This is a genomic window from Campylobacter sp. 107 (assembly GCF_002383835.1).
Taxonomy (GTDB): Bacteria; Campylobacterota; Campylobacteria; order Campylobacterales; family Campylobacteraceae; genus Campylobacter_D; species Campylobacter_D jejuni.
Genome location: NZ_NXBA01000020.1, coordinates 198,067 through 211,718, shown reverse-complemented (window position 1 = coordinate 211,718; position 13,652 = coordinate 198,067). Strand labels below are relative to the sequence as shown.

The following is a 13,652-nucleotide window of genomic DNA, read 5'->3' as shown; positions in this document are numbered from 1 at the left end:
AAGAAGAAGGAAATTCTTTAAAATATTTTAAATTTATTTCATGAAGTATTTTTACTTTAGTTCTGATTTTTATTTTAATTCGTTATGACGAGCTTGCTAATCTTTTAGCAGGAGTGGCAATATTTCTTTATTGGAATGACTAATTTAGGTATAGGTTTTAAAGTTTTTAGTGGTGATTTGCTTGAAAAAATTTTAGCAAAGTCAACTGATACAAAGATAAAAAGTATACTTTTTGGTACTTTAAGTACTTTAATTATGCAATCTTCAATTTTAGTTTCTATTGTTACGATTTCTTTTTTGAGTGCAGGGCTTATTTCTTTGGGTGCGGGCATAGGGATTATTTTTGGAGCAAATTTAGGAAATACGGCAAGTTCTTGGCTGATTGTTGGTTTGACAAATATTAAAATTTCAATGTTGGCTATCCCGCTTTTGATTATTGGAGTATTATTTTTCTTTCAGAAAGATAGTATTTTAAAAGGTTTGGGTAATATTTTTATTGGTATAGGTTTTTTCTTTTTGGGTGTGGATTATATTAAAAGTGGTTTTGAAAATTTTAAACATATAATTGATCTTTCTCGTTTTGATTTTGCTGGTTTTAAAGGAGTTTTTGTTTTTTAGGATTAGGTGCTTTGCTTACAGGAGTTATACAACCAAGCACAGTTATAATGGCTATTATTGTCGCTGCTTTACTTGCACAACAAATCAGTTTGGAAAATTCCTTAGCAGCAACTTTGGGTACTAGTGTTGGAGGAGTTGTAACGGCTGTTTTAGCTTCTTTAAGTACCAATATTAAAGGAAAGAAATTAGCGTTTGCAAATTGTATTTTTAATTTTGGTATAGCTTTTTTAATAGTGCTTATTTTTCCTTATTTTATACATTTCTTAATTTTTTATCCATTGCGTTAAACATAGAAGATATAGCTTTGAAAGTGACATTATTTCACACTTTGTTTAATTTAATTGGCGTTGCGCTTTTTTCATTCTTTACTCCTTAAATTGTTTTTTTAAATAAAATAGTAAAAGCTCCTAAAGATAAGAATAAAGACAAGCCTTTATATCTTGATAGTAGTTTGGTTAAATTTAGTGACACAGCCATCGAAGTTTTAAGAAAAGAAAGCGAGCATCTTTATAATAATACCTATGCAATTGTTGCTCATGCTATAGGTTTTAGTTGTAAAGATATACAGAGTGATAAAAGTTTTAAAGAAATTTTAGAAAATAAAAAGTGGTTTAGTAAAAATGTGGATTTGGACTATTTGTATCAAACTAGGATAAAAGTTCTTTTTGAAGCTATTATTGATTTTTCAACTAAAGCACAAGTTTATATTAACGATGAAACAAAGAATCATAAAATTTTTACCTTTAAGATAGCAGCTAAAAATTTAGCTGAAACAACTAAAATTTAAAAATTATCCAAGCAAATATTAAGAAATATTCTAGCTCTTCTAATGAATTTTTGGCTTTAGAATACAATAAAATTAGATCGAATCTAGGAGATCTTTTAAGAAGTATCGAAGAGCTTAGAGTGGTTGAAGATAGTGAAAAGCTTTATTTGATTATTAAAAATCTTCAAAAAGGAAAAGAAATTTTAAAAGAAATTGATACTTTAACCTTAAGCAATATTGAACATCTTATTTCAGTAAGAAAAATCACAACAGTTGAAGGAATTTCAATACTTAATGATATAACTTTTGTTGCTAAGATTGCTGAAGAACTTATAGGTGCTGTTGAGGTGATATTTTCTAAAGATATATCAAACTAGTTGTTTGTGCTAGTTTGGTTATTGTCTTGTATAGGCGTTAGAAATTCTTCATTGATTAAAATATCAACAACATCTTTAAACATAGGCAAAGCACTTTGTGCAGCATAATAACTATAAGGTTTAGTAGGATGTCTTACGAGAACTCCTATGGTATAGGCGTGATTTAAATCATTTGCAAAACCAAAAAAGGAAGCATTGTAGCGATTTGAGGTGTAACCTTGTCTTTCGGCTATTCTTGCTGTTCCTGTTTTACCTCCTGCAATAATACCTTGTGTAATTGCCTTTTTTCCTGTTCCTTTTTCTATAACATTTATAAGAATATTTTGCATCGTTTTAGCAGCTTCGCTAGAAAGAATTTTTTCTTTTTTTACATCATCATCAAGATTTGTAAAGCGTCCATTTTGGTAGAATTTTTCAGCTAAATGCGGTGTGATATAAAATCCATCATTGTTGAAAACATTATAAGCTGCAAGGAGTTGTATAAAGGTTGTTTTAAGTCCATAACCATAACTTAAAACAGATTTTTCTATATCTCTTAAGCGCTTAGGATTTGGAATTTCTCCTTTTTGTTCATAGGGTAGATCAATACCACTTTTTTCGCCAAATTTAAATATTTTAAGTCCTGATACGATTTCTATATTGTTAAGCCTTTTAGCAATTTGTATCATGCCTATATTTGAAGAATATCTTATAACTTCCTCCATAGTCATTTTGTCCATTTTATGATCGTCTTTGATAGTGAAACGTCCTAGCTTGTAAGAACCGCCATAAGTATTAATCACTTCATCTATTTTTATTTTACCAAGTCTTAAGGCTGTTGTAAAGATAAAAGGTTTGATAACAGAACCTGCTTCATAGCCGTATTCTATAGCGCTTGCATTAAGAACTGATAGATCTTTTCCGCGATTTTGCGGGTCATAGCGCCTTGAGCTTGCTAAAGCTAAAATTCTTCCTGTTTTGCTTTCCATTACCCCAACTATGATTTCATTGGCTTTTAAATCCTCATTTCTTTGATCTATAGCTTTCTCTATACTTTTTTGCAGTTTTAAAGAAAGATTTAAATATAAATCACAACCATTGATCTTTTTTTGTTGCAGTGAATTTAGATTTAAAATAATATTTCCACCTATATCTTTAAGTCCTTGAATTTTTTCATTTTGAACAGGACTTAGACATTCATCGTAGTATTTTTCTAAACCTTTAACTCCTATATTTTTTAAAATTCCACTTTCTGGATCTAATATCATTTTAGTATAACCGATAATAGGAGTAAAAGAATCTTTTGACATGTAAATTCTATCTTCTTCATGTTCGATGATATTTAATCCTCTTGTTTCAACTCTTCCAGAGTTATTTGTAAAAGCTTTGAAAAAACCTTGTATATAAAGTTTTTTAGCAAGGTCTTTAAGATAGCTTGCTTGCTTGGAATCTAAGTTTTGCAAAAGAACAAAATTATAAGAGCGTTTTTTTTGATTTTGCATTCTTTTTTTAATATCTGCTACTTGATCGTTACTTATCCCACTATAAATTTGAAAAAGCTTTAAAAATAGATCAAATTTATCTTTGTTAATACTTCTAAGATCAATTTCAGCGCGATAAATTTGTTTAGAACTTGTGATAGTAAAATTATCTTTAGTTATAATTGATCCTCTTAGAGCAAGAGCGTATTGATCTTTTTCAGTGTTAGGTATATGACGTTTTGATGTAAGAAAAAAAGTAGAGCTGATAAAAATAATCATAAACAAAAGTGCCATGCAGTAGGCAAAGGCAACTTTTGAAACCCTATTTTTTTTATATTCTTGCATTAGGGTTTAAATTTGAGTTCTTGTGATTTCTTTATAAGCACTGATCGCTTTATTTCTTACTTCTAGCATAAATTTCATGCTGCTTTCAGCCTTAGTGATAGCTATAGCTGCTTGATGTAAATCTTTTACTTGTCCTGTGGCAATGTCTGTCATTGCAGCTTCTCCACTTTCTTGTGCCTTATTTAAATCATCGATTTCATTTTTAAGCATCTTGGCAAATTCATCACCAATTCCTGTGGAATTTTGACTTTTGTTGGTATTTGAAATATTATTATTTAATCTTAAATCATTAATATTGTTCATTTTTTATTATCCTCTTAATAAATCAATCGCACTTTGAGCTATAGTTTTTGCACTTGTAAAAGCACTTACATTCGCTTGATAAGCCCTTGTAGCTTCAATCAAATCTGCCATTTCAATAACAGGGTTTACATTTGGATACGCTACATAACCTTCAGCATTCGCATCAGGATGGCTTGGATCATACTTCATACGAAAATCTTTGTCATCTCTGACCACTTTATCCACTACAACACTTTGAATAGCAGGTTTAGCTTCTTCTGGCGAGCTTGGATCATTTAAAGGATTTTCATATTTTAAAAAATTATTATCTTTGTTAATTTGCTCATTTAAAAGCTTATCAAAATCTGTTGCTTTAAAGATCACTTCGCGTCTTCTATAAGGCCCACCTTCAGCTGTTCTTGTAGTGTTTGCATTAGCTATATTAGAGCTAATAATATTCATTCTAAAACGTTGAGCACTTAAACCATAACCACTAATATCAAAATCACTTAAGTATGCCATAATTTACCTTTAACTTAATTTAGAGCTTGCGTCAAGTATAGAACTAAAGATATTGCTTTGTCTTCTTAAAACTCCATCAAGAGCTGTTATCATAACTGTATTTTTACTCATTTCTGTAGTTTCTACATCTAGATCAACAGTATTTGCATCATTTCTTGCTAAATGACCATCTCTTAAGTAAATAGTAGATTTACTAGGATCAGGAAATTTCCAAGGTTTTTGATGCCCTTCTTCGGTTACTGCCAATTCTAATTCTTTTTTGTCATTTTTTTTGAAAATTTCATTTGCACGATTTACCAAAGCTGTTTCAAATTCAATATCTCTTGCTTTATAAAAAGGAGTATCAACATTTGCAAGATTGGCATTGATGAGTTGATTTCTTAGATTTCTACCCGCTAAAGCACCAGTGACTAGTTCTTTTGATTTAAATGGGTTAATCATTTTTTATCCTTTTTATAATTTTTAATATTAACAAGCAAATACTGTTCCAATTTAACTATTTTGTATAAAAATATCAAAAATTATTTTCCTTTTTGTAAATTTATGGCTTTATTGTGATCATCTATATTTGTGCTAAAAATATGAACTCCAGTATTTTTATCACGCACAAAATATAAATAATCTGTCTTTAAAGGAAAAATAGCTGCACGAATAGCAGCTAAAGAAACATTACAAACTGCTTCTTTAGGCAATCCTGTAAATTTATAGGTATTATAAGAGCTATTATCTTGTCTTATTCTTTGTGGGGTAACTTTTACATGGGAATAAATTCCATAATTTAAAGTTCCATCCATTTGAAGTTTCATACCTTTTTTAAGTCGATTGTAGATTACGCTTGCAACTATAGGCATTTCATTGTCATTAGCAGCTTCTTTTTGTATTACAGAAGCGATGATGATATATTGGTGCCATTTTTTTGGATTATAATCACCAAAAATTTTCTCAGAAGTTTTTTTATTGGAAATTTCAGCATGGTTTAAAAGCATTTGAATGAGTAGATTTTCTGTAATGCCTTTTGGGATTTTATAAGTTTCTGGCAAAAAAACTCCTTCATCATAAGGAGCTTGAGCTTGAAATTCTTTTAAAAGTATATCTTTATCAAGTCCAAGTTGTTTGGCTGCTTGTTCTAGAAAGATTACGCTTGTTTCTCCTGGGATAAGAGTAATGGTTTGCAGTGCTGCTTTAGCAATAGTGAGTTTATGTAGAAATTCAGCTCTATTTAAATCTTTTGTACCTATGTTGATCCAGCCTGATTGAGGGTGTCCTAAAAAAAATAAAATATATTTATCAATATTACTCATCTGATATTTATTTTGCTTTAAATATGTTATAATTTGAGAAATTGAACCTTGGGGAATAAATACCACAGAATTGCTTTTTAAAGGCTGAGTTAGATAATAAAAAATCCCCAAAATAAATATCAAAAAGAAGTTGCGTATGAAAAAGAAAATTTTATATATTGTTGTATTTTTTGTTGTGCTTATATTAGCTTTGTTTATAGTGCTTAAAAATGGAATTGTCATCTCTAGTATCCAATTTGATTTTTTAAAATTGGAACAATTATATATTAAATTAGATAAAAAATTAATTGTACGAGCAAAAAATATCACTATAAATGAGACTCAAAATTCCGAAATTTCATCACAAACCCACTCTTCTGATAATGCTTCAACAGAGATTTTAAAAATAACAAAAAATTTAAAATATCTATATACTTTTGTTAAAGAGATTGATATACAAAATTTAAATATAAAAGATAATCATGTGCGTATTTTATTTAAAGATAATGAATTTTTTATAGATAATGATTTATTGTTTTTAAAATTAACATTACAGCGTCAAAATAAAGAACTTATAGCTGATATTAAAAAACTTTTATTAAAAGATTATGATTTAAGTATTGATGGAAATTTAAGTATCAATACTAAGAGCGAGTTTTATTATTTTCAAGGTAGAGCAAGTGGAGAATTGCTTGACTTTAACGCAAGCATCTCTTACAAAGATAAAAATTTAGCTTATAAAATAGAAGATTTAAATATTAGAAATATTACGGAAATTTTTAAAAGAGTTAATAAAAGAATAGAACTTCCGCAGAGTTTAAATCTTTGGGTAGCATATAGGGCTAAGGGAGAATTTTATCATTTAGATTATTTGCAGGGCTTTATAGATTTTACTAAAGATAATTATTATTTAGACAATATTAGTGCATCAGGTTATGTTAATAATGTCAAAGTTCGCTTGGATGATAAAATGAATGCTATTGAAATTCCAAAACTCGATTTAAATTTAAACAAACAAAAGCTTGATTTTGTCTTTAATAAAGCTTTCTATAATGGTGCTGATTTAAGTTCTAGTAAGGTTTATCTATATGATTTGTTTGATGAAAAAAAAGTTGGGATTTATTTGCGCATTAAGTCTGATAATCTAAAATTTGACGAAAAACTTGCTAAAGCTTTAGAGGATTATCATTTTTCACTACCTTTTTATCAAAAAAGCGGAAAAATTAAAAGTGATTTGGAGCTTAAAATTGATTTTCATGATAAGGGTGAAATTTCTTATAGTGGTATTTTAGCTTTAGAGAATGCTAGTATTTCTTTGGCTGATTTTAATATTACAAAAGCATTTGTAAAATTAAATCAAAATGATTTAAATATAGAAAATGCCAGTGTTAAAAATGGCTTTTTAGAAGCTGATTTTAATGCTAAATTTGACTTACAAAAACAGCAAGGAAATTTCAATACTCAGATTTCAAGGCTTTATTTTGACAATGGAGAGCTTTTAGATTTAAAAAATCAAAATGTAGAAGTAAAATTAGATTATTCGCAAAATGTTAACATTAGCATTCCTCAGTGGAATTTGATTTTAAATTTTAAAGATGGACTTGAGGCTAATCTTAATAATCCTAAGATTTTATTTTCATTTTCTCCATTACTTAAAAAGCTTGGGTTTATCGATGCTAAAAATGTTTATTATAAAACTTTAAATTTTGAAGATTTTAATGCAAGCGTTAATGATGCTTATTTTAAAAATAATTTACTTATCAACGGTCAAACTCCTTATGAAAATGATAGTTTTGATATTGTAAAAAATAAGGGCATTATGGAAATTCATACTCAAAGTGATACAGCAAGTGCTAAAATAAGTTCTGATAATAAAGAAATTCATTTAAAAAATTTAAGTTATATTTATAGAAAACATTCCAACTCTTCAAATTCAACATTTGATATTGCTACTAATACCCAAAATATTAGTTTTGGTGGAGCAAATGTAGCTTTAATTTTGGCAGATTCTAATAAAACTTTGGCTTTTGATAGAGTAGAGGCTGATTTAAAAGGCAATGCTTTAGATCTTAAAGGTTCTAGAGGAAATGCAAAATTTGATCTTTATTATTCTTCTAATGATTTAAATTTAAACGTTAGCAATATTGATGATAATTATTTAAATGAGTTTTTACAAAAACAAGCTGTTCAAGATGGAGTGTTTAACTTAAGTATAAAAGGAAGTGGATTGGAGTATTTTGATGGACAGATCGATTTTAAAAATACTTATGTGAAGGATTTAAAAGGTATAAATCAGCTTATTTCCTTTATCGATACTGTACCAAGTTTATTGATGTTTAAATCTCCAACCTTTAATCAAAAAGGTTTAAGCTTACATGATGGAAAGATTATTTTTAATAGAAAAAAAGATCTTTTAAGTGTTTCGGCTATTAATTTAAATGGTGATAGTGTAGATATATATGGTTTAGGATCAGCAAATTTAAGATTAAATACAGTGGATTTTAGTTTAGAGCTTAAAACTTTAAAATCAGCTTCAGAAGCTATATCCAAGGTTCCAATTTTAAATTATGTAATTTTAGGTAAAAATCAAGAAATTAGCACAAACTTAAAAATAGATGGAAGCATAGATGACCCTAAATTTCATACCGAAATTTTAACAGATACCCTAAAAACCCCTTTTAATCTTATTAAAAATATCATACAACTTCCTGCTAATTTACTTAATTAAAAATATTTAAAGTTTGTTTGAAAACTAAAACAAACTTTAAACTTACTCTTGCATTTTTTTTTATTTGTAATATACTTAAAAATGAAAATAAAAATAAGTATTTTAAAGGACTAAAAATGCAAATTACTTATACCTTAACAGATGAGTCGCCAGCTCTTGCGACTTATTCGTTTTTGCCTATAGTGAAAGCTTTTTTAAGTAGGGCACATATAGGAGTAAAAACCTCGGATATTTCTTTATCTGGAAGGATTTTAGCTGCTTTTAGTGAGTATTTAAAAGAGGAGCAAAGATGTGAAGATGCTTTAGAACTTTTAGGTGAGCTTGTAAAAAGATCGGATGCAAATCTTATTAAAACCCCAAATATTTCAGCTTCTATTCCTCAGCTTAAGGCGGCGATTAAAGAATTGCAAGATAAGGGTTACATGTTACCAAATTACCCAGATGAGCCAAAAAATGATGAAGAATTGCAAATTAAAACAAAATATCAAAAAGTTTTAGGTTCAGCGGTTAATCCTGTATTAAGACAAGGAAATTCAGATCGTCGTTCAACAAAAGCGGTAAAAGATTATGCAAAAAACAATCCTTATCATGTGGTTGAGTTTAACCCAAACTCAAAAACTCGTGTTTCTTACATGAAAGAAGGGGATTTTTTCTCTAATGAAAAAGCGGTTTTAATCGATCAAGATTGTGTGGCTAATATAGAATTTACAAGCATTGATGGTAAAAATGAAATTTTAAAAAAGGGATTAGAACTTGAAAAAAATGAAATTTTAGACGCTACTTTTATGGATGTGCAAAAACTTCAGGAATTTTATGCAAAAGAAATTAAAGCAAGCAAAGATGATGATGTGCTTTTTTCTTTGCATTTAAAAGCTACAATGATGAAAGTAAGTGATCCTATACTTTTTGGTTATGCGGTAAAAGTATTTTTTAAAGAATTATTTATCGAATTTCAAGATGAATTTGAAAAATTAGGCATTAATCCAAATAATGGTTTAAGTGAGCTTTTAAGTAAGATCGAAAATTCAAGCAAAAAAGATGAAATTTTAAAAAAATACAATGAAATTTTAGCTAAATCTGCAGATATTTCTATGGTAAATTCAGATAAAGGCATTACAAATCTTCATGTTCCAAGCGATGTTATCGTTGATGCTTCTATGCCTGCAATGCTTAAAAATGGCGCAAGATTGTGGGATAAGGAAGGTAAGGAAAAGGACACAAATGCCGTAATTCCTGATCAAACTTACGCAACTATTTATGAGGCGGTTATTGAAGATTTGCATAAAAATGGTACTTTAAATCCTTCAAAACTTGGCAGTGTATCTAATGTAGGTTTAATGGCTAAAAAGGCTCAAGAATATGGATCGCACGATAAAACCTTTGTGGCTAAAGAAGAAGGAACTTTTAAAATAGTTTCTAACGGTAAAGTTTTATTAGAACATAAGGTTAGAAAAGGTGATATTTATAGAGCTAATCAGGCTAAATTTGATGCAGTGTTAAATTGGATTGATTTAGGTATAGAAAGATCAGAACTTAGTGGAGCCGAAGCTATTTTTTGGTTAGATAGCAAAAGAGCTAGTAATAAAATCATGATAACTTTGGTACAAAATCGTTTAAAAGAAAAGGGTAAAAATGTAGCCATTTTAACTCCAAAAGAAGCTTGTTTAAGAAGTTTAGAGTTAATCCGAGAAGGTAAAGATGTTATTTCTATCACGGGTAATGTTTTAAGGGATTATTTAACCGATCTTTTTCCTATTTTAGAGCTTGGAACAAGTGCAAAAATGCTTTCTGTTGTGCCTATGTTAAATGGTGGAGCTATGTTTGAAACAGGAGCAGGGGGTTCAGCACCTAAACAAGTAGAACAATTAGTCGAAGAAAATCATCTGCGTTGGGATAGTTTGGGTGAATTTTTGGCTTTGCAAGCAAGTTTGGAATTTTATGCAAATAAGTGTGGCAATCATAAAGCTAAGGTTTTAGCAGAATGTCTTGATGAGGCTATAGGCGAATGGCTTGAAAATAATAAAGCTCCATCAAGAAAAGTCAAAGAAGATGATAATAGAACAAGTCATTTTTATTTAGCAATGTATTTTGCAAATCATTTAGCAAGACAGGCGAGTGATATGGAGCTTCAAAGCTTTTTTAAAGATATTGCCCTAGAGCTTTCTTCTAATGAAGAAAAAATCAGAGCCGAATTTAACAATGCACAAGGTGTGAAAGTGGATTTGGGTGGGTATTATAAATTTGATGATGAAAAAGCAAATAAAATCATGCGTCCAAGTGCAACTTTTAACGCTATTTTAGAAAAAATAGGACAAAGATGAAAATTACTGTTATAGGGACTGGCAATGTAGGCTCAAGCGTAGCTTATGCTTTGATTTTAAGAGAAATAGCAAATGAAATTGTTTTAGTAGATATCAATGAGGATTTGCTTTACGCAAAAGAACTAGAGCTTACTCAAAGCATAGCCGCTTTAAATTTAAATATAGATTTACTTTGCACTAAAGATTATACTCATACCAAAAATTCAGATATAGTGCTTTTTAGTGCAGGTTTTGCTAGAAAAGATGGGCAAAGTAGAGAAGAATTGCTTCAGTTAAATACAAGTATTATGCTTGATTGTGCTAAAAAAATTAAAGATTTTACAGAAGATCCGCTTTTTATTATTTTAACTAATCCTGTGGATTTTCTACTTAATACTCTTTATGAAAGCGGGATTTTTTCATCAAAGAAAATTATAGCCATGGCAGGAGTTTTAGACAATGCAAGATTTAAGTATGAACTTGCCAAAAAACTTAATGTCAAAATGTCAAGCGTGGATACAAGACTTATTGGTTTTCATAATGATGATATGGTTTTGGTAAAATCTTACGCAAGTGTTAAAAATAAAAATATAAGCGAATTTTTAAATGAAGAGGAATTTGAGGATTTAGAAAATGAAGTTAAAACAGGTGGAGCTAAAGTAATCAAACATCTTAAAACTTCAGCTTATTTAGCCCCTGCTAGTGCTTGTATAAGAATGCTTGAGTCTATAAGAAGTGGCGAATTTTTACCTATGAGTGTGATTTTACATGGAGAATTTGGAGTGCAAAACAAAGCCTTAGGAGTTATGGCAAGATTAGGACTTGAAGGTGTGATTGAAATCATGAAAATGGATCTTAGTTTGCAAGAAAAAGACAAATTAGAAAAATCTTTAATCAAATATCAATATAAAGGAGAATAAATGAACATACATGAGTATCAAGCAAAAGCAATTTTTGCAGACAATGGCATCCCTACCTTAAAGGGAAAAGTTGCATTTAGCGTAGATGAAGCTGTATCTAATGCTAAAGAATTAGGCGGTAGTGTTTGGGCGGTTAAAGCTCAAATTCACGCAGGAGGCCGTGGTCTTGGTGGTGGTGTTAAAATCGCTAAGAATTTAGATGAGGTAAAAGATTACGCAAGTAAAATTTTAGGAATGAATTTAGTAACTCATCAAACAGGACCTGAAGGCAAACTTGTGCAAAAACTTTATATAGAAAGTGGCGCTAATATAGTAAAAGAGTATTATTTGGCTATTTTGTTTAATAGAATGGCAGAGCAAATTACCATTATCGCTTCAAGTGAAGGAGGGATGGATATAGAAAAAGTAGCCAAAGAAAGCCCTGAAAAAATTGCAAAAGTAGGTATTGATCCACAAATTGGATTTAAAATGTTTCATGGACTTGAAGTAGCGAGAGTTTTAGGACTTGATAAAGATGAAGGCAAAAAACTCATTTCTATGTTAGCTAAACTTTATAAGCTTTACATGGATAAAGATATGAATATGCTTGAAATCAATCCTTTAATTAAAACTGCAGAAGGGGATTTTTATGCCCTTGATGCAAAATGCAGTTTTGATGATAGTGCGCTTTATCGTCATCCTGAAATTGCTGAACTTAGAGATATTACTGAAGAAAATCCTGCTGAAAGAGAAGCGGCTGAATTTGGCTTAAGCTATGTGAAACTAGATGGAGATGTAGCTTGTATGGTAAATGGTGCGGGTCTAGCAATGGCAACTATGGATATTATTAATTATAGTGGTGCAAAACCTGCAAATTTCTTAGATGTAGGTGGGGGAGCTTCTCCTGAAACTGTTGCAAAGGCTTTTGAAATTATTTTAAGAGATAAGAATGTAAAAGTTATATTTATCAATATCTTTGGTGGTATTGTTCGTTGTGATAGGATAGCAAATGGAATTTTAGAAGCTACTAAGAATGTTGAGGTAAATATTCCAATTGTAGTGCGTCTTGATGGCACTAACGCAGCAGAAGCAAAGACAATTTTAGATAATTCAAATCTTAAAAATATTAAAGCAGCAACCAATCTTAAAAACGGTGCAGAGCTTGTAAAAAGTTTAATAGGATAAGGATGGAAAATGAGTATATTGGTTAATAAAAATACAAAAGTAATAGTTCAAGGTTTTACAGGCAAAGAAGCAACTTTTCATGCTGAGCAATGCATGGCTTATGGTACAAATATAGTTGGAGGTGTCACCCCTCATAAAGGCGGACAAACTCATTTAGGTAAACCAGTTTTTGATACCGTTGCAGATGCGGTTAAAGCAACAAAGGCTGACGTGAGCTTGATCTTTGTACCTGCTTTTGCTGTGGGTGATAGCGTGATTGAAGCAGCTGATGCGGGTATTAAGCTTGCAGTTGTAATCACCGAGCATACGCCTGTAAAGGATATGATGTTTGCTAAGCAATATGCTAATAAAAAGGGTATGAAAATCATTGGACCAAATTGTCCAGGTATTATTACTTCTGAAGAATGTAAGTTAGGTATTATGCCAGGTTTTATTTTTAAAAAAGGTTGCGTGGGGCTTATTTCAAAAAGTGGAACTTTAACTTATGAAGCTGCTAATCAGGTAGTTCAAGGTGGTTATGGAATTTCTACTGCAGTAGGAATTGGCGGTGATCCTATTATAGGTCTTGCTTATAAAGAACTTTTAAGTGAATTCCAAAAAGATGATGAAACTAAGGCTATTGTAATGATAGGTGAAATTGGTGGTAGTTTGGAAGTAGAAGCGGCTAAATTTATTAAAGAAAATATTAGTAAACCTGTGGTAGCATTCATTGCAGGTGCAACTGCTCCAAAAGGTAAAAGAATGGGGCATGCAGGTGCCATAGTAGGAAGTGCTGATGAAAGCGCTGCAGCTAAAAAAGAAGCTTTAAAAAGCTATGGAATTCATGTGGTGGATTCTCCGGCTTTAATTGGTGAAGAAATTCAAAAAATATTAGGTTAATAAAGGAAAAA

10 protein-coding genes and 1 pseudogene are annotated in these 13,652 nt (G+C 30.1%); 6 read left to right on the top strand and 5 right to left on the bottom strand.

From position 1 onward, the window contains the following. Positions 1-47: 47 nt before the first annotated feature. Positions 48-1,761, top strand: a pseudogene (locus BGS40_RS09705) (Na/Pi cotransporter family protein). Here the strand turns inward: BGS40_RS09705 and BGS40_RS03485 are convergent. The 5 genes from BGS40_RS03485 to mltG form a co-directional block, all read right to left on the bottom strand. Further along, positions 1,758-3,566, bottom strand: a complete 1,809-nt coding sequence (locus BGS40_RS03485) for a peptidoglycan D,D-transpeptidase FtsI family protein (protein WP_096738370.1) — start codon at positions 3,564-3,566, stop codon at positions 1,758-1,760. The pseudogene BGS40_RS09705 and the gene BGS40_RS03485 overlap by 4 nt on opposite strands. 6 nt (positions 3,567-3,572) lie before the next feature. Beyond that, entirely contained in the window at positions 3,573-3,869 is a 297-nt protein-coding gene (gene fliE / locus BGS40_RS03480) for a flagellar hook-basal body complex protein FliE (RefSeq protein ID WP_002856884.1), read from the bottom strand. 6 nt (positions 3,870-3,875) lie between these two features. Continuing rightward, positions 3,876-4,370 carry a flagellar basal body rod protein FlgC gene (flgC, locus tag BGS40_RS03475; RefSeq protein WP_057096084.1) on the bottom strand — a complete coding sequence of 165 codons (495 nt, stop codon included), beginning with the start codon at positions 4,368-4,370 and terminating at the stop codon, positions 3,876-3,878. Between the two features lie 9 nt (positions 4,371-4,379). Beyond that, positions 4,380-4,811 carry a flagellar basal body rod protein FlgB gene (flgB, locus tag BGS40_RS03470; protein ID WP_002859066.1) on the bottom strand — a complete coding sequence of 144 codons (432 nt, stop codon included), beginning with the start codon at positions 4,809-4,811 and terminating at the stop codon, positions 4,380-4,382. Between the two features lie 80 nt (positions 4,812-4,891). Further along, positions 4,892-5,893 carry an endolytic transglycosylase MltG gene (mltG, locus tag BGS40_RS03465; RefSeq protein WP_002859067.1) on the bottom strand — a complete coding sequence of 334 codons (1,002 nt, stop codon included), beginning with the start codon at positions 5,891-5,893 and terminating at the stop codon, positions 4,892-4,894. Between mltG and BGS40_RS03460 the strand changes: the two genes are divergently transcribed. The 5 genes from BGS40_RS03460 to sucD all read left to right on the top strand — a co-directional run bounded on the left by BGS40_RS03460 (position 5,808) and on the right by sucD (position 13,641). Next, entirely contained in the window at positions 5,808-8,378 is a 2,571-nt protein-coding gene (locus BGS40_RS03460; protein ID WP_002872641.1) for a DUF3971 domain-containing protein, read from the top strand. The genes mltG and BGS40_RS03460 overlap by 86 nt on opposite strands. Before the next feature lie 116 nt (positions 8,379-8,494). Next, positions 8,495-10,699 carry an NADP-dependent isocitrate dehydrogenase gene (locus tag BGS40_RS03455; RefSeq protein ID WP_096738388.1) on the top strand — a complete coding sequence of 735 codons (2,205 nt, stop codon included), beginning with the start codon at positions 8,495-8,497 and terminating at the stop codon, positions 10,697-10,699. Next, entirely contained in the window at positions 10,696-11,598 is a 903-nt protein-coding gene (locus BGS40_RS03450) for a malate dehydrogenase (protein WP_096738369.1), read from the top strand. Before BGS40_RS03455 ends, BGS40_RS03450 begins: the two co-directional genes overlap by 4 nt. Continuing rightward, positions 11,599-12,762 carry an ADP-forming succinate--CoA ligase subunit beta gene (gene sucC / locus BGS40_RS03445; RefSeq protein WP_096738368.1) on the top strand — a complete coding sequence of 388 codons (1,164 nt, stop codon included), beginning with the start codon at positions 11,599-11,601 and terminating at the stop codon, positions 12,760-12,762. It begins immediately after the preceding gene. A gap of 9 nt (positions 12,763-12,771) precedes the next feature. Next, a complete protein-coding gene (sucD, locus tag BGS40_RS03440; RefSeq protein WP_002855278.1) occupies positions 12,772-13,641 on the top strand; it encodes a succinate--CoA ligase subunit alpha in 870 nt (289 codons plus the stop codon). Positions 13,642-13,652 lie beyond the last annotated feature (11 nt).